Source organism: Natrononativus sp. DTA114 (assembly GCF_059736515.1).
On the sequence record NZ_JCASSN010000001.1, the window covers coordinates 1454556 to 1479943 of the forward strand.

29 protein-coding genes and 1 tRNA gene are annotated in these 25388 nt (G+C 65.2%); 16 read left to right on the plus strand and 14 right to left on the minus strand.

Features of this window, described 5'->3' with window-relative positions; translation table 11 throughout:
* Nucleotides 1–321: 321 nt before the first annotated feature.
* The 4 genes from AC6I6S_RS07515 to AC6I6S_RS07530 all read left to right on the plus strand — a co-directional run bounded on the left by AC6I6S_RS07515 (nucleotide 322) and on the right by AC6I6S_RS07530 (nucleotide 2074).
* On the plus strand, nucleotides 322–1023 hold the full coding sequence (locus AC6I6S_RS07515) for a carbonic anhydrase (RefSeq protein WP_497949134.1): 702 nt from the start codon (nucleotides 322–324) through the stop codon (nucleotides 1021–1023).
* A 43-nt stretch (nucleotides 1024–1066) separates the two neighbouring features.
* Nucleotides 1067–1315 carry a hypothetical protein gene (locus tag AC6I6S_RS07520; protein ID WP_497949136.1) on the plus strand — a complete coding sequence of 83 codons (249 nt, stop codon included), beginning with the start codon at nucleotides 1067–1069 and terminating at the stop codon, nucleotides 1313–1315.
* Nucleotides 1316–1405: 90 nt separating this feature from the next.
* On the plus strand, nucleotides 1406–1600 hold the full coding sequence (locus tag AC6I6S_RS07525) for a cold-shock protein (RefSeq protein ID WP_005554588.1): 195 nt from the start codon (nucleotides 1406–1408) through the stop codon (nucleotides 1598–1600).
* A 108-nt stretch (nucleotides 1601–1708) separates the two neighbouring features.
* Nucleotides 1709–2074 carry a cupin domain-containing protein gene (locus tag AC6I6S_RS07530; protein ID WP_497949137.1) on the plus strand — a complete coding sequence of 122 codons (366 nt, stop codon included), beginning with the start codon at nucleotides 1709–1711 and terminating at the stop codon, nucleotides 2072–2074.
* Nucleotides 2075–2152: 78 nt separating this feature from the next.
* On the opposite strand, the gene AC6I6S_RS07535 is transcribed toward AC6I6S_RS07530, so the two are convergent.
* Entirely contained in the window at nucleotides 2153–2344 is a 192-nt protein-coding gene (locus tag AC6I6S_RS07535; protein WP_497949139.1) for a hypothetical protein, read from the minus strand.
* Nucleotides 2345–2665: 321 nt separating this feature from the next.
* On the opposite strand from AC6I6S_RS07535, the gene AC6I6S_RS07540 reads away from it, so the two are divergent.
* Nucleotides 2666–4786: a DEAD/DEAH box helicase gene (locus AC6I6S_RS07540; RefSeq protein WP_497949140.1), complete on the plus strand. Its 2121-nt coding sequence runs from the start codon at nucleotides 2666–2668 to the stop codon at nucleotides 4784–4786.
* Between the two features lie 191 nt (nucleotides 4787–4977).
* Here the strand turns inward: AC6I6S_RS07540 and AC6I6S_RS07545 are convergent, their stop codons facing one another.
* The 3 genes from AC6I6S_RS07545 to AC6I6S_RS07555 all read right to left on the minus strand — a co-directional run bounded on the left by AC6I6S_RS07545 (nucleotide 4978) and on the right by AC6I6S_RS07555 (nucleotide 6266).
* On the minus strand, nucleotides 4978–5274 hold the full coding sequence (locus tag AC6I6S_RS07545) for a HalOD1 output domain-containing protein (RefSeq protein WP_497949141.1): 297 nt from the start codon (nucleotides 5272–5274) through the stop codon (nucleotides 4978–4980).
* A 103-nt stretch (nucleotides 5275–5377) separates the two neighbouring features.
* The gene (locus AC6I6S_RS07550; protein WP_497949143.1) at nucleotides 5378–5863 is read right to left on the minus strand and encodes an Lrp/AsnC family transcriptional regulator; all 486 of its coding nucleotides are present in this window, start codon (nucleotides 5861–5863) and stop codon (nucleotides 5378–5380) included.
* 145 nt (nucleotides 5864–6008) lie between these two features.
* On the minus strand, nucleotides 6009–6266 hold the full coding sequence (locus tag AC6I6S_RS07555) for a pro-sigmaK processing inhibitor BofA family protein (protein ID WP_497949144.1): 258 nt from the start codon (nucleotides 6264–6266) through the stop codon (nucleotides 6009–6011).
* A gap of 83 nt (nucleotides 6267–6349) precedes the next feature.
* On the opposite strand from AC6I6S_RS07555, the gene AC6I6S_RS07560 reads away from it, so the two are divergent.
* Nucleotides 6350–6422 (plus strand) — tRNA-Pro (locus tag AC6I6S_RS07560).
* Between the two features lie 650 nt (nucleotides 6423–7072).
* On the opposite strand, the gene AC6I6S_RS07565 is transcribed toward AC6I6S_RS07560, so the two are convergent.
* The gene (locus tag AC6I6S_RS07565; protein ID WP_497949146.1) at nucleotides 7073–7714 is read right to left on the minus strand and encodes an SWIM zinc finger family protein; all 642 of its coding nucleotides are present in this window, start codon (nucleotides 7712–7714) and stop codon (nucleotides 7073–7075) included.
* Between the two features lie 159 nt (nucleotides 7715–7873).
* Here AC6I6S_RS07565 and AC6I6S_RS07570 point away from each other — a divergent pair, with 159 nt between their 5' ends.
* Nucleotides 7874–8134: a DUF7472 family protein gene (locus AC6I6S_RS07570; protein WP_497949147.1), complete on the plus strand. Its 261-nt coding sequence runs from the start codon at nucleotides 7874–7876 to the stop codon at nucleotides 8132–8134.
* A 49-nt stretch (nucleotides 8135–8183) separates the two neighbouring features.
* Here AC6I6S_RS07570 and priL read toward each other — a convergent pair whose 3' ends face one another.
* Together priL and AC6I6S_RS07580 are read right to left on the minus strand one after the other, a co-directional pair.
* Entirely contained in the window at nucleotides 8184–9254 is a 1071-nt protein-coding gene (gene priL / locus AC6I6S_RS07575) for a DNA primase regulatory subunit PriL (protein WP_497949148.1), read from the minus strand.
* A 309-nt stretch (nucleotides 9255–9563) separates the two neighbouring features.
* Nucleotides 9564–10646: an aminopeptidase gene (locus AC6I6S_RS07580; RefSeq protein ID WP_497949150.1), complete on the minus strand. Its 1083-nt coding sequence runs from the start codon at nucleotides 10644–10646 to the stop codon at nucleotides 9564–9566.
* A gap of 122 nt (nucleotides 10647–10768) precedes the next feature.
* Here AC6I6S_RS07580 and AC6I6S_RS07585 point away from each other — a divergent pair, with 122 nt between their 5' ends.
* The gene (locus tag AC6I6S_RS07585) at nucleotides 10769–11734 is read left to right on the plus strand and encodes a mechanosensitive ion channel family protein (RefSeq protein ID WP_497949151.1); all 966 of its coding nucleotides are present in this window, start codon (nucleotides 10769–10771) and stop codon (nucleotides 11732–11734) included.
* Nucleotides 11735–11785: 51 nt separating this feature from the next.
* On the plus strand, nucleotides 11786–12805 hold the full coding sequence (locus AC6I6S_RS07590; protein WP_497949153.1) for a threonine aldolase family protein: 1020 nt from the start codon (nucleotides 11786–11788) through the stop codon (nucleotides 12803–12805).
* Between the two features lie 4 nt (nucleotides 12806–12809).
* Here AC6I6S_RS07590 and AC6I6S_RS07595 read toward each other — a convergent pair whose 3' ends face one another.
* From AC6I6S_RS07595 to AC6I6S_RS07610, 4 genes are all read right to left on the minus strand, one after another.
* Nucleotides 12810–12941, minus strand: coding sequence for a DUF7859 family protein (locus AC6I6S_RS07595; protein WP_497949155.1), 132 nt, complete (start codon nucleotides 12939–12941; stop codon nucleotides 12810–12812).
* Nucleotides 12942–13326: 385 nt separating this feature from the next.
* Nucleotides 13327–13833: a metallophosphoesterase gene (locus tag AC6I6S_RS07600; protein ID WP_497949156.1), complete on the minus strand. Its 507-nt coding sequence runs from the start codon at nucleotides 13831–13833 to the stop codon at nucleotides 13327–13329.
* 141 nt (nucleotides 13834–13974) lie between these two features.
* The gene (locus AC6I6S_RS07605) at nucleotides 13975–14508 is read right to left on the minus strand and encodes a hypothetical protein (RefSeq protein ID WP_497949157.1); all 534 of its coding nucleotides are present in this window, start codon (nucleotides 14506–14508) and stop codon (nucleotides 13975–13977) included.
* A gap of 103 nt (nucleotides 14509–14611) precedes the next feature.
* The gene (locus AC6I6S_RS07610; protein WP_497949158.1) at nucleotides 14612–15037 is read right to left on the minus strand and encodes a hypothetical protein; all 426 of its coding nucleotides are present in this window, start codon (nucleotides 15035–15037) and stop codon (nucleotides 14612–14614) included.
* A gap of 98 nt (nucleotides 15038–15135) precedes the next feature.
* Here AC6I6S_RS07610 and AC6I6S_RS07615 point away from each other — a divergent pair, with 98 nt between their 5' ends.
* A complete protein-coding gene (locus AC6I6S_RS07615; RefSeq protein WP_497949160.1) occupies nucleotides 15136–17307 on the plus strand; it encodes an ATP-dependent DNA helicase in 2172 nt (723 codons plus the stop codon).
* Nucleotides 17308–17337: 30 nt separating this feature from the next.
* Here the strand turns inward: AC6I6S_RS07615 and AC6I6S_RS07620 are convergent, their stop codons facing one another.
* The 3 genes from AC6I6S_RS07620 to AC6I6S_RS07630 form a co-directional block, all read right to left on the minus strand.
* Nucleotides 17338–17808: a PaaI family thioesterase gene (locus AC6I6S_RS07620; protein ID WP_497949162.1), complete on the minus strand. Its 471-nt coding sequence runs from the start codon at nucleotides 17806–17808 to the stop codon at nucleotides 17338–17340.
* 69 nt (nucleotides 17809–17877) lie between these two features.
* Nucleotides 17878–18378, minus strand: coding sequence for a 2'-5' RNA ligase family protein (locus AC6I6S_RS07625; RefSeq protein ID WP_497949164.1), 501 nt, complete (start codon nucleotides 18376–18378; stop codon nucleotides 17878–17880).
* A gap of 75 nt (nucleotides 18379–18453) precedes the next feature.
* On the minus strand, nucleotides 18454–18648 hold the full coding sequence (locus tag AC6I6S_RS07630) for a DUF7554 family protein (protein ID WP_497949166.1): 195 nt from the start codon (nucleotides 18646–18648) through the stop codon (nucleotides 18454–18456).
* Nucleotides 18649–18734: 86 nt separating this feature from the next.
* Here AC6I6S_RS07630 and AC6I6S_RS07635 point away from each other — a divergent pair, with 86 nt between their 5' ends.
* The 6 genes from AC6I6S_RS07635 to argC all read left to right on the plus strand — a co-directional run bounded on the left by AC6I6S_RS07635 (nucleotide 18735) and on the right by argC (nucleotide 25388).
* Nucleotides 18735–19874: a helix-turn-helix transcriptional regulator gene (locus tag AC6I6S_RS07635; protein WP_497949167.1), complete on the plus strand. Its 1140-nt coding sequence runs from the start codon at nucleotides 18735–18737 to the stop codon at nucleotides 19872–19874.
* Between the two features lie 311 nt (nucleotides 19875–20185).
* Entirely contained in the window at nucleotides 20186–21487 is a 1302-nt protein-coding gene (locus AC6I6S_RS07640) for an argininosuccinate synthase (protein ID WP_497949168.1), read from the plus strand.
* A gap of 2 nt (nucleotides 21488–21489) precedes the next feature.
* Nucleotides 21490–23037, plus strand: a complete 1548-nt coding sequence (gene argH, locus AC6I6S_RS07645) for an argininosuccinate lyase (protein WP_497949170.1) — start codon at nucleotides 21490–21492, stop codon at nucleotides 23035–23037.
* 217 nt (nucleotides 23038–23254) lie between these two features.
* Nucleotides 23255–23419, plus strand: coding sequence for a lysine biosynthesis protein LysW (gene lysW, locus AC6I6S_RS07650; RefSeq protein WP_255169189.1), 165 nt, complete (start codon nucleotides 23255–23257; stop codon nucleotides 23417–23419).
* 2 nt (nucleotides 23420–23421) lie between these two features.
* The gene (gene lysX / locus AC6I6S_RS07655) at nucleotides 23422–24300 is read left to right on the plus strand and encodes a lysine biosynthesis protein LysX (protein ID WP_497949172.1); all 879 of its coding nucleotides are present in this window, start codon (nucleotides 23422–23424) and stop codon (nucleotides 24298–24300) included.
* Nucleotides 24300–25388 (plus strand): N-acetyl-gamma-glutamyl-phosphate reductase, encoded by a 1089-nt coding sequence (argC, locus tag AC6I6S_RS07660; RefSeq protein ID WP_497949173.1) that lies wholly within the window; start codon nucleotides 24300–24302, stop codon nucleotides 25386–25388. The genes lysX and argC overlap by 1 nt, the downstream gene beginning before the upstream one ends.

Here is a 25388-nt window from a genome sequence, read left to right on the forward strand (position 1 = left end):
ATACCGGACCGTCTCGTCGTCGCTGTGCTCGAGTGCCTGTTCTAGGTGTTCTTCGATGCGAGGGCGGGGGTCGTCTGTCATGTGTATCGAATGCGTGGGGCTGATTCAGGTGCGGTGCGTCGTCCGAACGGGGCAGTGGAAGTCGTATAAGAACCGGTGAAACTTCAGCGACTGTATTGATCGTTCAGACGAATTTATCGGATTAACAGTGAGTGATTCGGCTGAACGATCGGTTGAACGGTACCACCGGTCGGCGGTCAGAAACGGAGAGCCGAACGGCGATGAGTAACCGTTTTGTCGCCCCTCCACGCCACCAAACGTATGAGCGAAGAACCAGACGAGCGATTGCTCGAGTTGCTCGCGGGGAACCGAGCGCACGTCGCCGAACTCCCCGAGGAATACTTCACTGCAGTGCAGAACGAACAGCATCCGGACGTAGTGACGATCTGCTGTTCGGACTCCCGGGTCTCCCAGGAGGGAATGTGGCACACGGAGCGACCGGGAACCGTGTTCACACCCAGCAACATCGGAAACCAGGTCTGGGACGACCACAGGGGTGAACGGATCGTCGACGGCAGTCTGCTGTACCCGGTCCACCACACGGGAACGGGAGCCGTCGCCATCGTCGGTCACACCGGCTGCGGCGCAGTCACCGCCGCCTACCACGTCGCGACGGGAGGCGAACTGCCCGAGCCCGAGGGCGTCGGGAAGTGGATCGAACTCCTCGCGCCCGTCATCGAATCGGGCCTCGAGAGCGACCTCGTCGACGAGACCGACGAGTCGACGGTCGTCGATCAACTGGTCGAGTACAACGTCGACTACCAGGCGCAGTTCCTCCACGACTCCGAGGATCTCCCTGCCGACGTCGCCGTCTACGGCTTCGTCTACGACATCCACGGCGTTTACGGTGACGACCCGGGGCGAGCCTACCTGGTGAACCTCGAGGGAGAAACCCACCCGGACGCGATCGCAGACCAGCTACCGGCCGAGTACGCAGACGCGACCGCGAGCCTGCTGTACTGATCGGCGACGTCAGATTATTATCGCTCCCGGCGAAAGACAGGGTATGCCACGGCCGCCGATCTGGGATCACCTCTGGGGATACCTAGAGAGTGATACGGGCTTTTATTACGCCGTCGGCCTGTTCACGGCCCTCGTGTTCGTGGCCGGCCTCGTCGTCCTCGCACTCACGAGCCCCGGCGGTATCGGGACGCGGGAACTCGCCGGTCTCGTCGTCGGCTTCTTTCTGTTCATGCTCGTCTACGTCGTCTCGATGGCGGTTCATCGGCTCGAGGACGGAGAGGAGCTTCGGTAACCGAGTCGGGCGGAAAACCGGCGAGCGATGCCGAAACCGGCGAATGACAACACAAGAGTTAACCGTGCACGGGCACTCGCTACAAAGGCAATGGCGAAAGGAACCGTTGATTTCTTCAACGACACTGGCGGCTACGGATTCATCGAGACTGAGGACGCGGACGACGACGTGTTCTTCCACATGGAAGACATCGGCGGCCCGGACCTTGAGGAAGGACAGGAACTCGAGTTCGACATCGAGCAGGCCCCCAAAGGCCCGCGCGCGACGAACGTCGAGCGCCTGTAAGGCGAATTCGCGGTAGTATCGGCACTTCACTGTCTGTATTTCACATCTCCGAGTGGCGACGCGACCGATCCTGACGGTTTTAGTACCGTGATACCCCAAGGTACGGCTATGACCGAGCCACGGCTCCGTCGCGGAGAGGAGATCGAGTACGAGACAGTCGACGCTGCCGACGGCCTCGAGAAGGGCGTTCTGATCGCCGACGAACACGGCGCGCCGAACTTCGCACTCCGGCGGTTCACCCTCGAGGCCGGCACCGAGGTCCCGAAACACACGAACGCCGTCGAGCACGAACAGTACGTCCTCGAGGGCCGGTACGTCGTTGGAATCGGGGACGAAGAACACGAGGTCGAGGCGGGCGATTCGCTGTTGATCCCGGCCGGAACGGTTCACTGGTACCGAAACGAAGGCGACGAATCGGGGGCGTTCCTCTGTGCGGTGCCGAACGGTGACGACGAGATCGAGCTGCTCGAGTAACACGCCTGCCGGGAGACGGATCTCGTTGCTGTGCAGTTACGAGAGGGGTATCCCCGCGAGCGCCGCGGGGCATTTCCGTTAGTCGTTCGGAAGGTCGTACTCGTCGAACAGCGTGTTCCAGTACTGATCGGCTTCGGTGAGCGAGTCGATCGACGAGACACGTTGCTGTAGCGTGGTGCCTTCGTCGGTCGAGATCACGCCTTCGTGGATCGCTTCGTCGATAACGTCGGTCAGGACTGACTTTTGATACTCGATGGGGGAATCTGACACATCGAGTGGAAAATCACGATACGAGGACATAGTTATGTAGTCCCAAGCTGGCAAGAACGCGTGCAACAGCCGAATTTCGGACGTTGTGTGTCGGCACCACATCTGACCAGGATGCTCGCACGGACGGCCGGAATCAGCCGATTCGACCGAGCAGCGACCGAGCAACGATCCGCAGAAGGTGAAACGGCTGCAACACGAGCGTCTGGTCGACGGAAACAGTACACTCGAGCGGGATGTCAGCCGAGAGTGTGACCGACGCCACGGCACTGTACTGTCACGAAGTCGAACCGCTCAAGTACGCGCCTCGAGTAACTAGAGCCTGTGTCGAAGCAGGTCCAGGACGTCGAAACGCTCTTCTGTCACGAGACGGGTTCGGACTACCTCGTGGTCGTCACCCGTGACGACGAGCGGCTGTTCCGTGCGAAACTCGGTCTCTCGGAGACCTCCGCCGGCCCGCGCCCGAGCAAGTTCCGTCTCAAGCGCGGCTCGAGCGAGGAGCCCCGACAGCCCGATGAGTTCGTCGAACTCGCCCGGCGGGCCGCGCGAATCCGGATCTCCGAACAGACCTCGAGGCGGGGTCGCGAGGTGCTCCAGGAGATGCTCGACGGCTATCAGCTCGAGGCCAAAGTGGTTCGTACCTGTCGGTACTGCGCCTCCTCCGGGCGGTACTCGCCGGTGACGACCGAGACGGCGATCAGGGACGGCACCGACTGGATCTGTACCGATTGTGCGGAACGCGAACTCGAGCGCGAACTCTCCTACGTCGGCGACGTCACCGGCGCTGCGAAGGATCGCCTCGAGGAGCTGATGCTCGAAGTGCAGGACCTGGAACGGATCGTCAACCTGCTCAAGGGCCGGCTCGACCCCGATCTGACGAAGTTCGATACCATCAGCGCGACGACCGACGATGTCGATCCCGTGCGGGTGGACTCGCTGAACCTGCATCCCGGTCTGCAGGGGTTGCTCGAGGACCGCTTCGAGACCCTGCTGCCGGTCCAGAGTCTCGCGGTCGACAACGGCCTCTTCGATGGAGACGACCAGCTCGTCGTGAGCGCGACGGCGACGGGGAAAACCCTCGTCGGCGAGATGGCCGGGATCAACCGGGTGCTCAACGGAAAGGGGACGATGCTGTTTCTCGTCCCGCTCGTGGCGCTGGCGAACCAGAAGTACGAGGACTTCCAGGAGGAGTACGGCCACCTGGTCGACGTCACCATCCGGGTGGGCGCGAGCCGGATCAACGACGACGGCAACCGCTTCGATCCCGGCGCGGACGTGATCGTCGGCACCTACGAGGGGATCGACCACGCCCTTCGAACCGGGAAGGAGATGGGGGATATCGGCACCGTCGTCATCGACGAGGTCCACACCCTCAAAGAGGACGAACGGGGCCACCGCCTCGACGGGCTCATCTCGCGGCTCAAGTACACCACGGAGCGACGCGCGGCTCGAGCGAAGCGAGAGTCGCGGGACGAACGAACGGGGAGCGAAGCGACCCGTGAGCAACGCGCCGCGCAGCGCGACGAGTACGGCGGGGCACAGTGGATCTACCTCTCGGCGACCGTCGGCAACCCCGAGAAGCTGGGGGCGGCCCTCGAGTCGACGCTCATCGAGTTCGAGGAGCGGCCGGTGCCGATCGAACGCCACGTCACCTTCGCCGACGGCCAGGAGAAAGTGCGCGTCGAGAACAAACTCGTGAAGCGGGCGTTCGACACCGAGTCCTCGAAGGGGTACCGCGGCCAGACGATCATCTTCACCAACTCTCGCAGACGGTGTCACGAGATTTCGCGCAAACTCGAGTACAACGCCGCGCCCTACCACGCGGGACTGGACTACAAGCGCCGCAAGACCGTCGAGCGGAAGTTCGCCGACCAGGAGCTCGCAGCGGTGGTCACCACCGCGGCCCTCGCCGCGGGGGTCGACTTCCCCGCCTCGCAGGTGATCTTCGACTCGCTGGCGATGGGGATCGAGTGGCTTTCCGTCCAGGAGTTCCACCAGATGCTCGGCCGCGCCGGTCGCCCGGACTACCACGACAGGGGAACGGTCTACGTCCTGGTCGAACCCGACTGCGCCTACCACAACTCCATGGAGATGAGCGAGGACGAGGTGGCGTTCAAACTGCTGAAAGGCGAGATGGAACCGGTGATGACCCGCTACGACGAGGACGCCGCGATCGAGGAGACGCTGGCGAACGTCACCGTCGGCGGCAAGGCGGCGAAGGCGCTCAACGACCGGATGCTCGGAAACGTACCGACGAAACACGCCCTCGGCAAGCTGTTACAGTACGAGTTCATCGACGGTTTCGAGCCGACACCGCTCGGGCGGGTGATTACGGAACACTTCCTCAACCCGGGTCAGGCGTTTACCCTCGTCGACGGCATCCGCAAGGACGCCCATCCCTACGACCTCATCGCGGATATCGAGTTGCGGGACTCCGAGCTGTAAACGGCGTCTCCGAACCGCTTCACGGACCGTCAAAAGCGAGCGACCGACGTTCCATCGGCCGTATCGTCCGCCGGTCCGAGGGGGTGCGCTCGACCGGTTCGAGAGGGCAGAGGCCGATCGTCCAGCGGTGATCGCACTCCGAACACTGAGGGACAGGATTACCCCCGACGAGTCGTCCAGCGCCCCCGCGTTCAGTCGTCATCTTGTTTCGGGGGGTCGTTCGCTCGAGCGCCAGCGGTCGCATTTCCGCGGGGAGCGACGGAAACGTCGCCGGCGTCGCTGACGGTTACCTCGAACTCCTGGTACTCGAAGGTCACAGTAACGCCATCGTGATCCGACCGAAGGATCGCGTTCAGCGCCTCCAGGTCGATCGCCTCGTAGAGCGGCGGCGTCAACTCGGTCGGAGTCGTCGATTTCGCCGCCGCGATTTCTTCGATAACCGTGAGGCTCATCGGGCCACATTCGGAGGAATGTGCGGATTCAACCATTGCACCGGGCTACCGGCGTGATGCGTTAAAAGTTGTTGGAGATCTAGTGTTTTATCGAGAGTACATAAGGCCCACCGGAAAATTTCCACCGACTCCGGACGGGCTACCCCTCGTGCTCGACTACGTACTGCTCTCCGAAGGCACCGAACGCCTGTGTGAACTCCGCTTTCAGTATTTCCGTCTCCAGCACCTCGATCTCGAGATCGTTCAGTTTCGTGATCGCCTCCTCGACGCCCTCTTGGGTCGGACTGATGACCTCGACCAACACGTTCCCTTCGTCGGTCACCAGTTCCCGGAGGGCGATGACGTTCGAGATCTCGATCGCTTTTTCGACGATCGAGTCGCGGTCGTCGGTGGGAACGGTCGCTCTGATGAGCACGTGATGGTCGAACCCCGCGACCTCGTAGTTGATAACGGGTGCGTATCCGGTGATGATTCCCTCGTCCTCGAGCGCCCGTATCCGAGTGGCGACGGAACTGGACGAGAGTCCGACGCGCTCTCCGATCTCCTCGGTAGTGGCGTTTCGGGCGTCCGTCTGGAGCAGGTGGAGGATCGCCATGTCCGTACGATCGAGTTGTTCGGGCAGCATCTACCTCGTACGGAAGACGCGTGCCTTTATCAGAACCACGGTGGTCGGACGGTTTCGGAACGAAGGAGGCGGTCATCGGCGTGAAACGTCACAACGGGGTACTCGACGACCGTGTTCCGGCCCGGAGGCGACGGCGGGGTCGTCATTACGGAACGAACGCAATCTCGAACAGCGCGAGCAGGATCACCAGCAGTGCGCCGGGAAAGCCGCCGATCGCGACGATGACGAGTGCGACGACGGTGACGGCGACCTCGAGGCCGAAGATCGCCTCCGCCAGAAACAGCGTAATCAGGCCGACGACCGTGTTGACGATGAACGGCTGGACGGTTCGAATGATGCGGGTTGCGCCGACGAAAAAGGCGATAACGAGCAGTAAGAGCAGGATCTCGAGGCCGGTAACCATACGTTGAGTCAGGTGCTCGGGCCTGAAATCGGTTCCGTCACGGAACGAAACCCTTTATATCGTCCGTCCGGAAGTGACGATGCGGGACCGTGGGTTAGCCTGGTATACTTCGGGCCTTGGGTGCCCGTGACCCCGGTTCAAATCCGGGCGGTCCCACTCATTCTGTCGCGAACAATTCCGTGAGCGACGAATTCGTTACGAACGACCGGATTTGAACTAGACGGCGGCGAACGAAGTGAGCCGACGGCGTAGTTCACAATCCGGGCGGTCCCCCAGTAGCCACAGAAGGTCAACGTACGTCCGATCAACAGCCACCGTGCGATCGGTAGGCAAATCGTTTCAGTCGGTGAGACAATCTCTGAAATTGAATTTTATAGAGTGCAATAGACTTAAACTCGCCGTCTATTCACCCCCAACTCGCCTGAAGACGCGATAACGCGGTGGCATAATCCTCACGTTCAATACCCCCTCGTCGCGTGACCCCAAATGCCCGCAAGGGCGTCAGAGGCACCATCCCTGCCACCGGTCACGGTTGACAGCGAAGAGAAATACCCCACCCGCGATACACCATTGCCATCCCTGTGGGGCACCCAACTCGTCATGATACACCAGGGGTATCGGGGAACCGGTCCCCCGTGCCCACCCCTGTCCGACCGTGGAACGATAACACGAGCAACTAGCTGCCGCGATTACTGCACCCCTAACTGTTGAGTGACGGCACAGGGTTTTCTCGAGCCAGAAGTCGCCAACGGAATTCGAACCCGACGGCGGTCGGCGATCGGGGGGAGTTAGTCGCACTGCCGGCCCTAGCCGAGCACGGGTTCTCGAGCCACCTTCGCCAACCGCGTCCGGGGAAAGACGTACACTCTGAGCGCGTCGGGGACGACGCCGTTCGTCGCCACGCGGGCGTGCGGATAGATCGCGCCGACGACGGGGTCGTCCGGCTCGTAGCGGTCGTTGGTGCCGTACTCCGCGACGGTCGTATCGGCGGCGGTGATGTGAACCGCGTCGGCCCGCAGGTCCGAGACGTCGACGACGGTGAGTCGATCGCCCGTCTCGCGGTCGCGGACGGCGTCTCCGGGAAAGATGGTGTGCGCCGGACAGTAGAACGGTCCGCTGGCGTCCTCCGGGACGAAGACGGTGCGGTCGCAGTCCGTACAGGCAACCGCGGTCTCGCCCGGGGGCGGGGTGCGGCCCTCGGTGATCTCGATGGCGACCCGCCGAACGTGTTTGCAGCGCACGTCGCGGAAGACGTGATCCGGACAGGTACACCGGCCGGCGTCCATATCGACGAGGTAGGTGCTGCCGCTGGCCGCTTCGACCTCGTAGAGGCCGTCGCCCAGTGCGAGCACGGACATCGGCTCGGTGCGGGCGCGGCGCGACCGCTCGTCGAGGTGGCTGTCGATCGGCAGGGGAAGCGATGCTTTCGGTGACGCTCGTGTGTTCATGGGTTGCGTCGGAAGTGGGGGAGTGCGTTCGTCCGGCTATTCGAATACGGTAGGGCCTCGAGCAGCATAACGGGCCCGCCTGCGTGCTCCAGCCGCCGGAAACCGCCGAAACGAGGGGTTCGATACGCTTTTGGCGTCCCCGAAGAAAGCCGTGGTATAATGCTCGAGCGCGAGCGCATCATCGAAATCGTCGTCGCCGTCTCCGCCGTCTTGCTGATGATCGGCGTCATGGTCGGCATCGGCACGAACTACGCGGTGAACGACACCGAACTCACCGCGGAGGGAGGAGAGATGCTGATCGGCGCGATCATCGGCTTCATCGTCCTGCTGACGCTAATCGGCGTCGGACTGGCGTACGCGCTGAACGACCCCGAGGACGGCCTCGAGGACGACGAAGCGGAGACGAAAAACGCGGCCTGAATCTCTTTTCGCCCGGTGCGACGACGCTGTAAGCGGCTGACGTGAGCGCTCAGTCGTCGCCGCTGGCCGTCGTCTCCCGCCAGTCCTCGAGTTCGTCCTCGTCGGCGTCGTCGAGGCGGTTCTCGTAGTAGGCCATCGGGTGCGGGATGCGCTCACAGAGGTCGTCCTTGTTCACGCAGTCGCCGTAGGACTGCATCGTCGCACACGACGGCGGCGAGTAGTCCGTCGGCGAGGTATCCCCGCGGATGTGGTCGGTCTGATACCGAGTCATCTCCTCGCCGAACGTCGAGTTCACCCGGTAGAGGTCGACGATCTCGTCGGTGCTCATCCCGATACTCGTCAGGAAGGCGGTGATCGCAAAGCGAGAGTGGTGGGGCAGGTGCTCGCCCTTCTGGATCGAGTCGAGCAACGCGGTCATACACGGCGGGAACAGGTCCGGGACGACCGTGTCGATCTCCCGGGTGAGATCCATCGCCGCGAGCACCTCCCGGATCGCCTCGACGTCATCCTCGAGTGCGGTCGCGATCGCCGGGGGAACGTCGAACGGCAGGCCGTCCTGAACCCGCTCGCGGATGGCCTCCCGCAACAGGACGTGAAGTTCTCCCTCGTCGACCGGCACTTCGCCACGGACGAGCGCCCGGTTGACCAGCCGCCACTCGTCCTCCCAGAGGTCCGCCGCGAGCGGGAGATAGGTGCCGACGGTGACCCGGTAGCTGTCGTCGGTTTCGCGGACCGTGTCCCGAAGGTCGAACTCCGCGAGCAGGTCCTCGAGGTCGATCCCGGCCGACTCGACGCTTTGCAGTTCGGTCGTGGACTCCCGATCCTCGGTGAACCGCTCGAACGCGACGCCGGCTTCCGCTCGGGCGTACTTCCGGACGAGGATCCGTTCGGCGACAAGCGAGACGAGCACTCGCGCGACCGGATACGAGAGCAACTCGACGCGAGCGTCCCGGTGAGGGGTACCGATTTCGCCGTCCTCGAGTGCACCCACCACCCGCTCGCGGGCGCGGTCGACGACGGCGTCGTCCTGCTCGACGACCGTCGACAGATCGACCGTCTGTGAGGCAACGGCGTCCCGTGCTGCCTCGAGAAACGGGTATCGAGCGTGCAGTCGCTGCATCGGTAATCCAATATTACTGCGTCGGGTTAAGCGCCGTGATTGTTCGTCGGCAGCCACCGAAACGGAACTCGAGTGGTAAAAGGGGATTACGCGTCGACACTCTCGAGCGCGGCGACGCCGCTACCGGCGGACGGTTTCACTTACCAGTCCCGCCGTTGCGGGTATCGTTCGCTCCCAAAAGCTGGACCAAAAGTGAACGGTTACCCCTCGAAGACGAACGTCCCGTCCTCCTGGACGACTTACACCCACTTTTTGTCTCGTTCGCGCCACCGGCGCTCACTCGCAAAAACTGGACTAAAAGGTGATCACTCACTCCTCGAAGACGAACGTCCCGTCCTCCTGGACGACTTCGCCGTCGACCTCGATGAGCGAATCTTCGCTCATGTCGACGATCATGTCGACGTGGACCGCCGAATCGTTGCCCTCGTTGCCCTCGCCGACGGTATCGTCGTAGGCGCGACCGACGGCCATGTGGACGGTGTCGCCCATCTTCTCGTCGAACAGCATGTTGTAGGTGAACTGATCGATGTCGCGGTTCATCCCGATGCCGAGTTCGCCCAACCGACGGGCACCGTCGTCGGTATTGAGCACCTCGGTCAGCAACTCCTCGTTTTTCGCCGCCGAGTGGGAGACGACCTCGCCGCCCTCGAACTCGAGGGAGACCTCGGTGATCTCCCGGCCCTGGTGGTACAGCGGCATGTCGAACAGCACCTCGCCCTCGACGCTGTCGGGCACGGGCGCGGTGAACACCTCGCCGCCGGGGAGGTTGCGCTCGCCGTAATCGTTGAGCGTCGGATTGCCGTCGATCGACATCGTGACGTCCGTCGTCTCGCCGCTTTTGATCCGGATCTCCGAAGCGGGGTCCATGATCTCGACCATGTGTGCCTGGTGCGCTCGCTGTTCGTCCCAGTCTTTGTTGACCGCGTCCCAGACGAAGTTCTCGTAGCCCTCGGTGGACATCTCCGCGAGTTGGGCGTTTGCGGGTGCAGGGAACTGCGTGAGACACCAGCGCGTCGACAGTCGCTCCGCGAGGATCGGCTGGTGGGCCTGGCTGTAGGCCGCCTGCGTCTCGGGCGAAACGTCGCTCGTCTGGGTGACGTTGTCGGAGGCCCGGATCGCGATGTAGACGTCGGTGTTCTCGATCAGCGCGAGTTCGTGTTCGGGGGTCTCGAACTCCCCGTCGGCCGCTCGGAGGTAGGCCCGCTGCTGGCGCTTCCCGGTGCGCTGGCTCGTGGTGATCGGGTTCGCGCCGTAGTCGCCGACGACCTCGTGCAGGGCGACGACGAGGTCCTCCGCGACGGGGTGGGCGTCGATGACGACGTTGTCACCCGCCTGAAGATCCACCGAGTGGTTCGCGATGATTTCTGCGTGTTCGCGGATACGTGGGTCCATATCACGGGAATTCTGCCAGCGAGGGGATACCGTTTTCGGATCGAAACGTCGCCGACCCCGGAGCCCGTCGGCCGGCTACTGCCACGCCCGGTTCTTTTCGCCCGTCCGGTGAAGCGGGCGTTATGGATTCGAAACTCCCCTCGGTGGCGCTGGTCGACGGTTCACCCCTCGAGTCCGTCGGCACCTCCTGGTTCCTGGCGGTCCTCGCCGCGTTCGCCGTCTGGTACGGCTCCGGATTGCTCGCCGATCGCATCCGCCCCAGACTCGAGGAGCGACTCCTCCGACCGACCACCACCAACGCCGTCCTGCTGCTCGGTCGATTCGCCCTCGTGCTGTACACGCTCGTCCCCTTCGCGGGGGTGCTCGGCTTCCGGCCGCGGAACGTCCTGCTGTCGGTGACGGTGCTGTCGGTCGTCGCCGGCGCGATGCTCGCACCCGCGGCCCAGAGCTACGTCAGCGGTCTGTTCGTGTTGCTCAATCGTCCCTACGAGATCGGCGACATGATCGAGTTCGTCGAACAGGACGAGCGAGGCTACGTCGACGACATCACGCTCCGGTACACGAAGGTGTTCACGCTCGACAACTCGTTTCTGGTCGTGCCGAACGAGACGATGCGCGAACGCGACATCCGAAACCTCTCCGCCGAAGACGAGCGCAGCCGCGCCTCCATCGAGGTGCTCGTCACGTACGAGAGCGACCTCGAGGCCGCCCGCGAGCTCTTAGAGCGCAGCGCCCACAACGCCGAGGGCGTCATCACCGGCGGACCGGATATCCGGGTGGGTCACTCCCGCTTTACCGCCCAGCCGCGGGCGTTCGTTCGCGAGTTCGCCGATCACGGCGTGCTCCTCGACCTCCGCTTCTGGGTCGAGCGGCCGTACCTGCCACTGCGGGTTCGCTCGGACGTCCAGGAGACGGTCTGGAGCCGCCTCGACGACGTCGACGTCGAGATTGCCTACCCGCACACCCACCACGTGTTCGACGAAACGAGCGGGCGGGCGCGGGTCGCCCTCGAGGGAGACGAGGCCGCAGAGCCCGTCGCGGGCGCCGCGGTCGAGCGCTGGCGAGAGGGGGAGGGGACGGCCGGCTGAGCGGCTGCCGTAAACGCCGCCTATTTCGTCGTGCGCCCGCTACGGCCCTCCATGATCGACCTTCGCTCCGATACGGTGACGAAGCCCGACGAACCGATGCGCCAGGCCGCCCTCGAGGCCGACGTCGGCGACGACGTCTACGAGGAGGATCCCACGGTGACCGAACTGGAGAGCCGCGCCGCCGATCTCGTCGGCATGGAGGCCGCGCTGTACGTTCCGACGGGGACGATGGGCAATCAGGTCGCCGCCCACCTCCACACCGACCACGGCCAGGAGGTGCTGGCCGACCGCAAGAGTCACGTCGTGAAGTACGAACTCGGCGGTCTCGCCCAGCACGCCGGCCTGCAGGTCCGGATGCTCGATACCGACCGGGGCATGCCGACGCCCGACCAGGTCGCGGCGGGCTACGTCGAGGAGGACTTACACCGGCCCGGAACCGGCCTGCTGTGTCTCGAGAACACACACAACGCCCGCGGCGGACTCGCGATCGACCCCGACGAGATTGCGGCGGCAGCCGACGTTGCTCACGAGCGCGACGTCCCCGTCCACCTCGACGGCGCGCGGGTGTTCAACGCCGCGACGGCGCTCGGGGTACCGGTCACCGAGATCACCGGTCACGTCGACTCCGTGATGTTCTGTCTCTCGAAGGGTCTCGGCGCACCCGTCGGCTCGATGCTCGCCGGCAGCGAGGCGTTCATTCAGCGCGCTCGTCGAACCCGAAAACTGTTCGGCGGCGGGATGCGACAGGTGGGAATCGTCGCCGGCCCCGGCCTCCGGGCGCTCGAGAACGTCGACGACCTCGAAACCGACCACGAGAACGCTCGGTCCCTCGCCGAGGGGCTCGATGCGATCGAGACGCTGTCGGTCCAGAAGCCGGAGACGAACATCGTCCTCGCCGACGTCACCGAAACCGGCCTCGATGTCGAAAGCGTCCTCGAGCGCCTGCGCGAACGGGAGGTGCTGGCGACGCCGTTCGGTCCGACGACGGTTCGCTTCTGTACCCATCGCGACGTAGAGGCGGCTGAGATCGAGACGGCTATCGAGCGGGTCGGCGAGGCACTCGAGCGGTAGCGGGCTACCGGCCGTCCATTCCGTCGCGGAACTCGAGGACCGTCCGCCGGAGCAGGAGGTACGAGAAGAAGATCAGCGAGAGCAGTATCAGGACGATCGCGATGATAACGGGATCGTCAGGCAGGAAGCCGAGCATTACCGCGGGGTACACGGGCGGTGTGGAAAACCGTTTCGGCAGTTCAGTCGGCGAACCGACGCAAGACGGGCGCCGACTCGCCGCGAACGAAGGACTCACATCGTTGGCGAGAAACCGGACGGGGAGGCCCTCTAGCACCCATTTTCACGACTGTCAGCCCGAGTTCGGGCTAGGTAAAAACAGTATTTCAGCTTGCGATGACTACATTATATACCGAACCGTAGCTGTAGGTGCACCCCGGTCCTCGGCCCTCCACGCAGTAAACCGAGACCGCGGGATCGCCCTGGTGTCCCCACTCTGCGGTCGGTGCCAGACGGGTTGCCATCCACACCGACCGTTCTCTCGGGTGCCTGACCCGAACACCCCGCTGACGTTCTCAGAACGACTACCGAATAGCTGCCGACTCGAGAGCCGTTCCGTCCGGTTCGAGCAACCGCACCTCGAGGCCCTCCTCGCCTTCCTCGAGAACGGCAAACCCAGGCCGATTCCCTCGCGGCTGAGCGTAACTTCCCGGATTGATCAGGAGGAGGTCCTCGGTGTCCGTGATCCCTGGCCGATGACTATGCCCCGAGACGACGATATCGGCGTCTCGAGAGCGACCGAACATCGCGAGGCCGGTTTCACCCCCGTCCCGGCGGTGGGTGAGCGCGATCCGAACGCCGACCTCCTCGATAACTCGCTCCGCAGGGAGTCGGTCGCGAACCGCGCTCGAGTCGGCGTTACCGTGAACGGCGTACAACACCGGGCAGATCTCCTGGAACGCCTCGAGAGCAGCGCTGCTGGTGAAATCGCCGGCGTGGATTACGGCGTCGGCATCCCGGGCGGCCGAGAGTGCAGCCCCCTCGAGTTCGTGTCCGCGACTGCTGTGCGTATCCGAGAAGATCGCAATCATGGGCGACGCTACACTCGCCAGACTAACGGTGTTTTCGCCCCGCCGTCCGGTTCGGTTTCGGAGGCCCCCGCGTTCCGAATCGAGAAAATCGATAACAGCGATGAGGAACGGCGAAAACTCGATCCGCTGGGCCGCGGACGGTCAGTCGAAAATACCGCCGTCGTCATCGTCGTCATCGTCATCGCCGTCATCGCTGTCGTTGTCGTCGAAGTCGCCGTCGTCGCTGTCGTTATCGTCGAAGTCGCCGTCATCGCTGTCGTTGTCGTCGAAGTCGCCGTCATCGCTGTCGTTGTCGTCGAAGTCGCCGTCGTCGCTGTCGTTATCGTCGAAGTCGCCGTCGTCGCTGTCGTTATCGTCGAAGTCGCCGTCGTCGCTCTCATTGGCGTCGTCGCCATTATCGCTCTCGTTATCGTCGGCGTCGTCGCCGTCATCGCTCTCGTCCTCCTCGGGTGGATCCTCCCCGTTGTCCGGGTCCTGTCCGCCGGCATCGTCATCGACCTCGGCCGCTCCGTCGTCCGCTGTCTCCTCGTCGACCTCATCCGGATCCGGAACCTCCTCGGACTCGAGTTCCTCCTCTTCGTCGACGATATCGACGGCCGTCGTGACGACCGTTCCACAGCCGGCCAGTGCCACGAGAGCGGCAACGGCGAGCGCGAGGAGTACGTTGCGACGCATTGGTGATCGCTTGGTCCCGGAGGGCCATTACTAGGTCGACGCTAAGCGGCGGCTTTCGCTCCCCCTAAGCCGGTCGAAGATCGGAGTGGGTCCGACACCGGTGTTACTCGCGTTCGGTGATCGCGACGACCCGTCCACCCGATAGCGGTTCGTCGGTCGTCGCGGTCACGGTCGTCTCCTCGAGGTCGACCTCCGAGGCGAGCGCCTCGAACCCGTCGTCGGTTTCGACCGCCACCGTCACGTCGGTCGGACTCGCACCCGGCGGGAGTTTCGAGGGGTCGTACGAGAGGGAGATCCGGATCGCCTCGAGACCGCCCACGTCCTCGAGGCCGACGATCTCGACGGGTGCGGCGAGCGCGTCCTCGGGTGCGTTTCCGTGCTCGAGGAGTTCGAACGTCTCCGGGACGGTTTCGGCCGCAATCGACACCTCGGCGGCCCCCGCAGCCGCCGTTTCGTCGGCGGCGTCCTCGCCTTCTACCTCGAGTCTGGCTGCCTCGACGTCGTCAGGGTCGTAGCCGGGAATCGTCATGGGTGACGGTACGATGAGCGGACCAGTAGTCGTAGGGCGTGCACCTGCCGGCCCTCGCGAGCGAATCCTTTTATCCGAGGAGTGAGCACGTCTACATCGTGTCCGAGACCGCCGGCTATCTGCGCTTTTTCCCATACGAGCAGCCCTACGAGAACCAGGGCGAGGCGATGGACCGAATCTACAACGCCCTCTCGCGCGGCCAGAACGTCCTCTTCGAGGGCGCCTGCGGGACCGGCAAGACGCTCTCCTCGCTCGCGCCCGCCCTCGAGATCGCCCGCGAGCAGGATAAGACGGTCGTCATCACGACGAACGTCCACCAGCAGATGCGCCAGTTCGTCGCCGAGGCCCGCGCGATCACGCGCGAGGAACCCATTCGAGCCGTCGTGTTCAAGGGGAAGGCCTCGATGTGTCACATCGACGTCGGCTACGAGGAGTGTCAGGCGCTGCGGGACAACACCCGCGCACTCGTCGACGCCGAACGCGACCGGGCGCAACTCGAGCGCCGCCAGGGAGAACTCCTCACGGAGAGCCAGGAGGGTGACGACGCCGCGACGGGCGCCCGCAGCGCGGTGATGGACGAACTCGATGATATCGAGGAGCGGATCGAGGACTTAGCGGAGCAGAACGTCTGCGACCACTACCGGAACAACTTACTCGAGGACACCGACGCCTTCTTCGAGTGGCTGTTCGACGACGTGCGGACCCCTGACGACGTCTACGAGTACGCCGACGAGCGCGAACTCTGCGGCTACGAACTCCTGAAGGAGGGGATGGAGGGCGTCGACCTCGTGGTCTGTAACTACCACCACCTGCTCGATGCGACGATCCGCGAGCAGTTCTTCCGGTGGATCGGCCGCGATCCGGAGGACATCATCGCCGTCTTCGACGAGGCTCACAACGTCGAGGATGCCGCCCGCGAGCACGCGACCAGAACCTGTACAGAGCGAACCCTCGAGTCCGCCCTCGACGAACTCGCCGAAACGTCCGACCCGCGGGCCGACGACGCCACGAACGTCCTTTCGGCGTTCGCGACCGCGCTCGTCGACACCTACGAGGACTCCCTGGGTTTCGGAGAGCGCGAACGGGTCGGCGACAGCTGGGAGGACGTGCCGATCTCCAACGAAGATCGGCGCGACGACCTCACGCTCGCCTTCCTCCAGCGGTATTCGGGCCAGGGGATCGAGGGCGACCTCGAGGCCGCGATGGCGCTGGGCCAGCAGTTAGACGAGGAGTACGAGGAGGCCTACCGCGAGGGCGAGACGGCGACTCGCACCGAGTGCCAGACCCTCCAGGCCGCGGCGTTCGTGGGCGCCTGGATGAACGAGGGCGGCAACGAGGGACTCTACCCGGTCGTCTCGCTCCGCCGCGATGCGGGAACCGAGGAGGTGTACGGCCGCGCGGAGCTGTACAGCTGTCTGCCCCGGCACGTCACCGGCCGGCTGTTCGACGAGGTGTTCGGCACCGTCCTGATGAGCGCCACCCTTCAGCCGTTCGCCGTCACCGAGGATGTGCTGGGACTCGAGGAGTGCGTCACGATGGCCTACGGGCTGCAGTTCCCGGAGGAGCGCCGACGCACGTACGCCGTCGAGACGCCCGCGCTGTTCTCGAGCGACCGGGAGGATCCCGCGGTCCAGACGGCGGTTGCCGACGCCATCGCCGACGCGGTCCGGATGACCCCCGGAAACACGCTCGCCTTCTTCCCGAACTACGGGGAAGCGAACAGGTACGCGGAGTTGCTCGAGGGGCGCTGCGAGGCGACGGTGTACAGGGACGAACCCGGCGTTTCCGTCGAGGAGCTTCGCCAGGCGTTCGTCGCGGACGACGACGGCGTCCTCCTCACCTCGCTGTGGGGAACCCTCGCCGAGGGGGTGAGTTTCGACGCCGACGACGCCCGCACCGTCCTCGTCGTCGGCGTGCCCTACCCGCACCTGGACGACCGCGCGGAGGCGGTCCAGGCGGCCTACGATGCCGCCTTCGAGGGGACCGAAACCGGCTGGCGCTACGCCGTCGAGATTCCAACGGTCAGAAAGACCAGGCAGGCCCTCGGGCGGGTGATCCGATCGCCCGAGGACGTCGGCGTGCGCGCGCTGCTGGATCGCCGCTACTCGAGGCGAGCCAAATCCGACCTCGGGAAGTACAGCGTCAACGGCACCTTCCCGCATGAGGAGCGCGAGGAACTGCTGGACATCGACCCGGAAAAGCTCAAGTTCGCGATGCTCAACTTCTACAGCGACCACGACGCCTACGACGGCGAGACGCCCCAGCCGTAGCCGCTCCGCGTACTCCGCGCCGCCGCCCGCTCAATAGTGCCCGCTCACTTCCACCGCCACGACCTCGCCGCGGACGGTGACCTCGTCGCCGGCGCGGATCTCGCTCGAGACCGTGACCCGTTTGCCGGGTTCGCCCTCGAGCCGCGCCCGGACCTCGAGCGGGTGGTCGAGCGGGGTCGGGTGCAGGTACGTCACGGAGAGTTCGCCGGTGACGTACTCGAACCGGTGGTCCTCGAGCGGGACGCCCGCGGCGTCGTGGGCGGCCGTGATCGCCGTCCAGACGGAATGACAGTCGACGAGGTTCGCGAGGTAGCCGCCGTAGGCGACGTTCGCCGCCCCGGAGGTGTAGCGGGCGTCGGGGTCGACCGTCGCGACCAGCGCGTCGTCGTCCTCGGCGCGATAACTCTTCAGATGTATGCCGGCGTCGTTGGCCGGTCCGCAGCCGTAACAGTCCAGCTCCGGCCACGCGTCCTGCACCGCTCCCGTTCGTTGCTCGAGCATACGATGAGTAGGCTCGGAACGGATAACCCGGTTGCGATTCGGTGGACGACCGTCGACGCGGCGGCCGCCTCAGGCGGGCAGCGAGATCCGACTCACCGGGAGCCGATAGGAGCCGTCGAAGAACTCGAGTTCGGACACCGTCCAGGTGATCGGCTCGATTTCCCGCGCTACGAGTCGTTTCGCGTCCGCGAGCGCGCCACCGCGCGCGAGAGTAACGTGAGGGACGTAGTCTCCACCCTCGAGCCCCTCGACGGTGCCGAACGCCTCGCGCAGATCGGCGTGGAGTGACTCGAGCCCGGGGCTCTCGACGGCGAGGTAGACGACGGGGGCGCTCCCGAGCGGCGGGTCGGCGAAGTAGTCGATCCCCGCGATTCGGGCCTCGACGGCGGGTGCACCCTCGAGTGCGCGGTGGGCGCGCCGCTGGAGTTGACTGACGTGGTCGGCGTCACCCAGCCGCTTGAGCAACAGTGAGTGCTCATCGCGGACGGTGTCGAACCCCTGGAGGGCGGGGTAGAGGTCGGCGGCGAGCCGGCGGACGCGGCCGGGAACCGGCACGTTGATGCTGTACACGTTGCCGGAACGAGGGCGGCTCGATGTATGAGTGTACTGATCGCGCGGCGATTCTCGCCGCACCCGTTGGTCCGCTCAGAGCCGGTCAACCAGCCAGAGCACGATCAACACGGCGATTGCGAGCTGGATGATGAAGAAAAAGGGCCCGAGCAGGCTGGCGATCCCGCTGATCAGCGCCTGGAGTATCTGGAGGACGAGCAAGACGGCGACCAGACCGAGGACGATCTTCAGTAGCGTTTCGACCTCGAGTTCTCCGCGAGTGTCGCGCATACATTCGTCTACGAGTGACTGTTTGAAAAACACTCCGCAGACGAGGTCGGAAAGACCTATTTATGCGGCCACTCCATCACCGTGTAATGGATCAGAGGGGGCACCGGGTGCTGGTCTACGCACTCGTAGTGCTCGTATGTCTCTCCGTGTGGGTTCCCTCGTTTGCAGCCGCCGACGGCGTCGAAGACGGGGTGGGCACCGAATCGGAAACCGTCGTCCCGGCGGTGACGACGACCGACACGACGGCGAACGCGGTGCAAGAGGAGCCGTCGCTGAACGGGTACGACGACCTCTACGTCGAGATAGACCTCCATCGCAACGGCTCCGCGAGCTGGTCGCTCGAGTACCGGTACCGGCTCGACGACAACGACGACGACAACGAGAGCGTCGACTGGGAGGAACTCGAGGCCGACATCGAAGAGCGCCCCGAGGCGTACGTCGCGATGATCGAAGAGCGGTGGTCGGCGGCCGCAGACGAGGCCGCGGCGGAAACCGGCCGTAACATGTCGACATCGAACTACGAGGTCGAGACGGACAAAAGCGAGACGCCCCAGGAGTACGGCTACGTCCGCTTCACCTTCGAGTGGAGCGCCTTCTCCCACGTCGAGGTCAACCGAATCGAAGCCGGCGACGCGCTGGTCGACTTCGATCTCGACGACCGGACGCGACTGATCGTCTCCTGGCCGGAAACGTACAACGCCACCGATGGCGGGATCGAGCCGGAGACGGACGACCGCCGAGAGTCGACGGCGATCTGGGACGGAGAGGAAACCGACTTCCTCGAGGGCGAACCCCGGCTCGAGCTCATCGAAACCGGCGGCGAACCGGTATCGCCGCCACAGGAAGCTGAACCGGAGATCCCGTTCTCCTGGATCGCCGCGGGCGTGGCGGCCGCTCTCAGCGTCCTCGTCCTGGGCGTCTGGTGGTTCCGGCGCGACCCCGGCGCCGGCGAGGAACCGGCGGGTCACGAGCCGCCGCCGGTCGAAGAGCCGACCGCCAGCGACCCGAGCCCGCCCCTCGAGTTACTGAGCAACGAGGAGCGGGTGCTGCGACTGCTCGAAGAACACGGCGGTCGCATCAAACAGCAGGAGGTCGTCGCCGAACTCGACTGGACCGAGGCGAAGACCAGCCAGGTCGTCGGCGGGTTGCGCGAGGACGACGAGGTCGAGGTGTTCCGGATCGGCCGCGAGAACGTCCTTACCCTGCCCGAAGAGGACGGCGAGTAGAGGGTGTGTTCGCTCTGACAGGTAACGTTTGCCTCGCCGAAAGGGTTTAATAGCCCGCTCGCTCTACCTCTGGCCAGATGAGTACAGCCGCGTTACTCGACGTCGCTCCTTCCCCGAGCGACGCGGCTGTCTCGCGACGACGACCGCGACCGGGCCTCTGAGCCCATACTATACCCTTCCCCCCGACCCTTCGTGCCGTTGCAACCCCACAGCAGTGTTGCTACTTCCTGCGTAGCGTCCGCTCTCGATATTATTTTCACAATCTAAATCAATGAATTTATGTAGGTCCCGCCGGTTCACTCGAGTAGGATATGAACCGCGTTGCACTCGCGTTCTCGGGCGGACTGGACACCACCGTTTGCGTCCCGCTGCTCGAGGAGGAATACGGATACGACGACGTCATCGGCGTCACCGTCGACGTCGGCCAGCCACACTCGGAGTTCGAAGAAGCCGAAGAGACCGCCGAGGCACTGGACCTCGAGCACTACGTCGTCGACGCGCGAGACGAGTTCGCCGATCTCTGTCTGGACAGCGTCCGCGCGAACGCGACCTACCAGGGCTACCCGCTGGGGACGGCCCTCGCGCGCCCGGTCATCGCTTCGAAGATCCTCGAGGTCGCCGAAGAGCACGACTGCACCGGCATCGCCCACGGCTGTACGGGCAAGGGGAACGACCAGCTTCGCTTCGAGGCGATCTGGCGCGACTCCGACCTCGAGGTGATCGCCCCGATCCGCGAACTCGGGCTCACCCGCGAGTGGGAGAACGAGTACGCCGAGGAGAAGGGCCTGCCCGTCGAGGGCGGCGGCGGCGGCAAGTGGTCGGTCGACACCAACCTCTGGAGCCGCTCGGTCGAGGGCTCCGAACTCGAGGACCCCGGCTACGTGCCCGGTGAGGAGATCTACGAGTGGACGACCGCCCCGACGGGCGAAACGGAGACGATCGAAATCGAGTTCGAGGAGGGGTATCCCGTCGCCGTCGACGTTCTCGGGAGCGAAGCTCCCGCGAGCCAATCAGAAGCGTCCGCTTCTGATGACGGCGAGGAGTACGGGCCCGTCGAACTGATCGAATATCTCAACGAACTCGCCGGCGAGTACGGCGTCGGCCGCACGGACTCGATGGAAGACCGCATGCTCGGCCTGAAGGTACGCGAGAACTACGAGCACCCCGCCGCCACCACCCTCCTGAACGCCCACGAGGCACTCGAGGGGCTCGTCCTCACCCAGGAAGAGCGCGAGTTCAAACAGCAGATCGACCAGCAGTGGTCGAAAAAGGGCTACGAAGGGCTCGTGGACGCGCCGCTCGTGGGCGCGCTCGAGGCGTTCATCGACGAAACCCAGAGCCGCGTCACCGGCACCGTCACGGTTCGTTTCGAGGGCGGCCAGGCCCGCGCGGTCGGTCGCGACAGCGAGTACGCCGCCTACTCCGCCGAGCACGCCTCGTTCAACACCGAGGCCGTCGGCAAGATCGACCAGGAGGACGCCACCGGCGTCGCGAAGTATCACGGCTTCCAGCGCCGCCTGGCCAACGAGTCCATCGCGGCCCTCGAGGCCGACGACGACCGCGTTTCGCTCGCGACGGACGGCGGCGCGAGCGAGACGAACGGAGCGGAGTAACCATGACAGACGAGGGAGCCGACGAGAGCGTGATCCGCCGCGACCGCTTCAGCGGCGGCCCCGCCCGGAGCTTCCTCTCCTCGCTCGCCGCCGACGAGCGGATCTTCGAGGCTGATCTCGCGGTCGATCGCGCACACGTGATTATGCTCGCAGAGCAGGAAATCGTGGACGACGAGACTGCAGGCGAGATCCTGACAGCCCTCGACGCCATCGAGGTCGACGGCCACGGCTCGCTGCCCGAAGGTGAGGACGTCCACGAGGCAATCGAGACCGCGGTGATCGAACACGTCGGCCCCGACGGCGGGAAGATGCACACCGCGCGCTCGCGCAACGACGAAGTCGCGACCTGCATCCGGTATCGCCTGCGCGAGGACGTCCTCAAGGCGCTCGAGGCCACCCTCGCGCTTCGCGGCTCCCTGATCGAGGTCGCCGAGGCGCACGCGGAGACGCTCATGCCCGGCTACACCCACCTCCAGCCCGCCCAGCCCACCTCGGTGGCCCACTGGGCGTGCTCCTACGAGGGGGCGATTCGCCGGGACACCGCGCGTCTGCTCGAGGCCTACGGCCGGATCAACCGGTCGCCGCTGGGCGGTGCGGCGTTCGCGGGCACCCCGTTCGATATCGACCGCGAGCGGACGGCGGCGTTGCTGGGCTTCGAGGGCGTGATCGAGAACTCGATGGACGCCGCCTCGAGCCGGGACTTCCTGCTCGAGACGACCCAGGCGCTGTCGACGCTCGCGACGACGCTGTCGGGGCTCGCGGAGGACCTCATCATCTTCGCGAACCGCGGCTTCGTCGCCCTCTCGGACGACTACTCCTCGACCTCGTCGATCATGCCCCAGAAGGTCAACCCCGACACGCTCGAGTTGGTTCGGGCGGTCGCGGGCGACGCCGCCGCCGGCGTCCAGGGGCTTTCGACCACGCTCAAGGGACTGCCCCGCGCCTACAACCGCGATTTACAGCGGGCGACCCCCCACGCCTGGGAGACCGTCGACGCCGTGAGCGAGGCGACGCGGGTCGCGGCGGGGGCCGTCGCAACGGCCACCTGGGACGAGGAGGCGCTGGCCGCCGAGGCCGGCGCGGGCTTCTCGACGGCAACCGGCGTCGCGGACGCGCTGGCCGCGAGCGGGCTGCCGTTCCGCACCGCGCACGAGTTGGTGGCGTACGCGGCGCAACGCGCCGCGGAAGAGGCGACCGGCGAAGCCGGGAGCGCGGCCGAGAGCGCGGAACACCGTTCCGCGGACGACGTGAGCGGCGCGCCGGGAGCGACCGACGCCGACTACGCCGCCCTCGAGGCCGCAGCCGAAGACGTACTGGGCGAGCCCCTCGAGACTCACGTCGATCCCGCCGCCGTGAAGTCGGCGCTCGACCCCGCCGAGAGCGTGGCGAGCCGGGATTCCCAGGGGGGACCCGCCCCCACCGCTGTCGGAGACCAGCTCGAGTCAGCGGTCGCCGCGCTTGAGGCCGACGATGAATCTGTCGAGGATCTCGAAGCGAGCCTCGAGGGCGCCCGCGAAGCGCTTCGCGCGGAGGTGAACGAGTATGCGTGAGCTGTCGGCGACACACCGACCGCCAGCCGCTGGCATCGGGGTTCCGCGACCGCTCCCGCGACCGTCCCCTCCGGGGGACAACACATCACTCAACCGATAATGAGATCGAAATCGACGTAGAAACCGACCGAGACACCATTACTCGCAAGTTTGGTTATTTAATTTTATACCTAAATTCGATGGGTTTAAGCCCGTCCGCTGCCGAGGGGGAGTTACAATGGCAGAATGCGTCGAGTGCGGGGCCGAACTAACCCTGCACGAGGATCTGGAAGCCGGAGAGATCGTCGATTGTACCACCTGCGGAGCCGAGCTGGAAGTCGTCGACACCGAGCCGCCAGTCCTCGAGCGAGCCCCGGAGCTCGAAGAGGACTGGGGTGAGTAATCTTGCAGATAGGACTACTCTACTCCCGGATTCGGAAGGACGAGAAGCTGCTCCTCGCCGAGTTGCGCGAGCGAGGTCACGACGTCGTCAAGATCGATGTTCGAAAGGAGACGTTCGACATCGGCGAGGCTCCCGACGAACTCGCCGACCTCGACGTCGTCGTCGACCGCTGTCTCGCGACGAGTCGCAGCCTGTACGCTACACAGTTCTGTGAGGCGTACGGCGTGCCCGTCGTCAACGGTCACGAGACCGCGGAGATCTGCGCCGACAAGGCGAAGAACAGCCTGGCACTCGAGGCCGCGGGCGTTCCCACGCCGGCGACGAAGGTCGCGTTCACCAAGGAGAGCGCGCTCGAGGCGATCGAATCGTTCGGCTACCCCTGCGTGCTCAAACCCGTCGTCGGGTCGTGGGGACGCCTGATGGCCAAGATCGACTCGAGAAGCGCCGCCGAGGCCATCCTCGAGCACAAAGCCACTCTGGGCCACTACGAGCACAAGGTGTTCTACGTCCAGGAGTTCGTCGAGAAACCCGGCCGCGACATCCGCGTCGTCGCCACCGACGGCGAGCCGGTCGCGGCGATGGTTCGCTCGTCGGACCACTGGCTCACGAACGCCGCCAAGGGGGCGAAAACCGAACCGTTCGAACTCGACGCCGAGGCGGAGGCGCTGGTGAAGAAAGCCAGCGACGCCGTCGGCGGCGGGCTGCTCGGGGTGGATCTCATGGAAACGGACGATGGATACACGGTCCACGAGGTCAACCACACCGTCGAATTCAAGGCGCTGAACGACGCCGTCGAGACCGACGTCCCCGCGGTGGTCGTCGACTGGCTCGAGGCGAAGGCCGCTGAGGAGGCGGGCGCGAAACTCGAGGTGACGGCCTGATGTCGACCGGCACACACCAGTCCGCCGGCGAGGACGGGACGGCGAGCGCGGAAACGGTCACCGCGAGCGTCGTCGGCGGCAGCGGCTTCACGGGCGGGGAACTCCTTCGCCTGCTCGCGGGTCACCCGAATTTCGAGATTCAGCAGGCGACCAGCCGCTCCTACGCCGGCAAGAGCGTCGGCTCGAAGCATCCGCCACTGCGCGGCAGCGAGCTCCGGTTCTCGGAGCCGTCTGACCTCGAGAGCGTCGACGTGCTCTTTACGGCAACGCCACACGGCGTCTCGATGGGGCAGGTCGACGAGTTCCTCGAGGTCGCGGACACGGTCGTCGACCTCTCGGCAGATTTCAGACTCGACACGGAAGAACAGTACGACGAGTGGTACGACGGCCACACCAGTCCGGAGTACCTCGAGAAAGCGGAGTACGCCCTCCCCGAGATCAACCGCGAGAACCTCGCTGGCGCAGCGCTCATCGCCGGCGGCGGCTGTAACGCCACCGCGGCGATCCTCGGGCTGTACCCCCTGTTCGAACACGGTATTCTCGAGGGAGGAGAGCACGTCGTCGTGGACGTGAAAGTCGGCTCCTCCGAAGGGGGTGCCGGCGGCGGCGAGGCCTCCTCGCATCCGGAACGCTCGGGGGTCGTCCGCCCCTACGCGCCGACGGGCCACCGCCACGAGGCCGAGATCGAGCAGTTCCTCGGCACGAAGGTCGCCTTTACCTGCCACGCCGTGGACATGGTCCGCGGCGCGAGCGCGACGAGCCACGTCTTTCCGTCGGGTCCGGTCTCGAAGGGCGACCTCTGGAAGGCCTATCGTGGCTGCTACGAGGACGAGCCGTTCGTCCGTATGGCCGCCGGCGGTTCCGGGGTCTACCGCTACCCCGAGCCGAAGGCTGTCGCGGGGACGAACTACGCCGAGGTCGGCTTCGAACTCGATCCATCGAATAAGCGAGTCGTCGTCTTCTCGGCCATCGACAACATGATGAAGGGGTCGGCCGGGCAGGCGGTCCACGCCGCCAACATTGCACTGGGATTGGAGGAGACCGCCGGACTCGAGTTCGCGGGACTGCATCCCGTGGGGGCACCCTGA

Bases quoted from the DNA above. Each gene is read 5' to 3' on its own strand.
- argC (WP_497949173.1), top strand. From the start codon at position 24,300: ATGTCGACCGGCACACACCAGTCCGCCGGCGAGGACGGGACGGCGAGC.
- AC6I6S_RS07515 (WP_497949134.1), top strand. From the start codon at position 322: ATGAGCGAAGAACCAGACGAGCGATTGCTCGAGTTGCTCGCGGGGAAC.
- AC6I6S_RS07570 (WP_497949147.1), top strand. From the start codon at position 7,874: ATGCTCGAGCGCGAGCGCATCATCGAAATCGTCGTCGCCGTCTCCGCC.
- AC6I6S_RS07590 (WP_497949153.1), top strand. From the start codon at position 11,786: ATGATCGACCTTCGCTCCGATACGGTGACGAAGCCCGACGAACCGATG.
- AC6I6S_RS07630 (WP_497949166.1), bottom strand. From the start codon at position 18,648: ATGCGCGACACTCGCGGAGAACTCGAGGTCGAAACGCTACTGAAGATC.
- priL (WP_497949148.1), bottom strand. From the start codon at position 9,254: ATGCAGCGACTGCACGCTCGATACCCGTTTCTCGAGGCAGCACGGGAC.
- AC6I6S_RS07585 (WP_497949151.1), top strand. From the start codon at position 10,769: ATGGATTCGAAACTCCCCTCGGTGGCGCTGGTCGACGGTTCACCCCTC.
- AC6I6S_RS07580 (WP_497949150.1), bottom strand. From the start codon at position 10,646: ATGGACCCACGTATCCGCGAACACGCAGAAATCATCGCGAACCACTCG.
- AC6I6S_RS07620 (WP_497949162.1), bottom strand. From the start codon at position 17,808: ATGCTCGAGCAACGAACGGGAGCGGTGCAGGACGCGTGGCCGGAGCTG.
- AC6I6S_RS07595 (WP_497949155.1), bottom strand. From the start codon at position 12,941: ATGCTCGGCTTCCTGCCTGACGATCCCGTTATCATCGCGATCGTCCTG.
- AC6I6S_RS07610 (WP_497949158.1), bottom strand. From the start codon at position 15,037: ATGACGATTCCCGGCTACGACCCTGACGACGTCGAGGCAGCCAGACTC.
- AC6I6S_RS07605 (WP_497949157.1), bottom strand. From the start codon at position 14,508: ATGCGTCGCAACGTACTCCTCGCGCTCGCCGTTGCCGCTCTCGTGGCA.
- AC6I6S_RS07520 (WP_497949136.1), top strand. From the start codon at position 1,067: ATGCCACGGCCGCCGATCTGGGATCACCTCTGGGGATACCTAGAGAGT.
- AC6I6S_RS07525 (WP_005554588.1), top strand. From the start codon at position 1,406: ATGGCGAAAGGAACCGTTGATTTCTTCAACGACACTGGCGGCTACGGA.
- AC6I6S_RS07555 (WP_497949144.1), bottom strand. From the start codon at position 6,266: ATGGTTACCGGCCTCGAGATCCTGCTCTTACTGCTCGTTATCGCCTTT.
- AC6I6S_RS07600 (WP_497949156.1), bottom strand. From the start codon at position 13,833: ATGATTGCGATCTTCTCGGATACGCACAGCAGTCGCGGACACGAACTC.
- AC6I6S_RS07640 (WP_497949168.1), top strand. From the start codon at position 20,186: ATGAACCGCGTTGCACTCGCGTTCTCGGGCGGACTGGACACCACCGTT.
- AC6I6S_RS07635 (WP_497949167.1), top strand. From the start codon at position 18,735: ATGGATCAGAGGGGGCACCGGGTGCTGGTCTACGCACTCGTAGTGCTC.
- argH (WP_497949170.1), top strand. From the start codon at position 21,490: ATGACAGACGAGGGAGCCGACGAGAGCGTGATCCGCCGCGACCGCTTC.
- lysW (WP_255169189.1), top strand. From the start codon at position 23,255: ATGGCAGAATGCGTCGAGTGCGGGGCCGAACTAACCCTGCACGAGGAT.
- AC6I6S_RS07530 (WP_497949137.1), top strand. From the start codon at position 1,709: ATGACCGAGCCACGGCTCCGTCGCGGAGAGGAGATCGAGTACGAGACA.
- AC6I6S_RS07550 (WP_497949143.1), bottom strand. From the start codon at position 5,863: ATGCTGCCCGAACAACTCGATCGTACGGACATGGCGATCCTCCACCTG.
- AC6I6S_RS07545 (WP_497949141.1), bottom strand. From the start codon at position 5,274: ATGGTTGAATCCGCACATTCCTCCGAATGTGGCCCGATGAGCCTCACG.
- AC6I6S_RS07565 (WP_497949146.1), bottom strand. From the start codon at position 7,714: ATGAACACACGAGCGTCACCGAAAGCATCGCTTCCCCTGCCGATCGAC.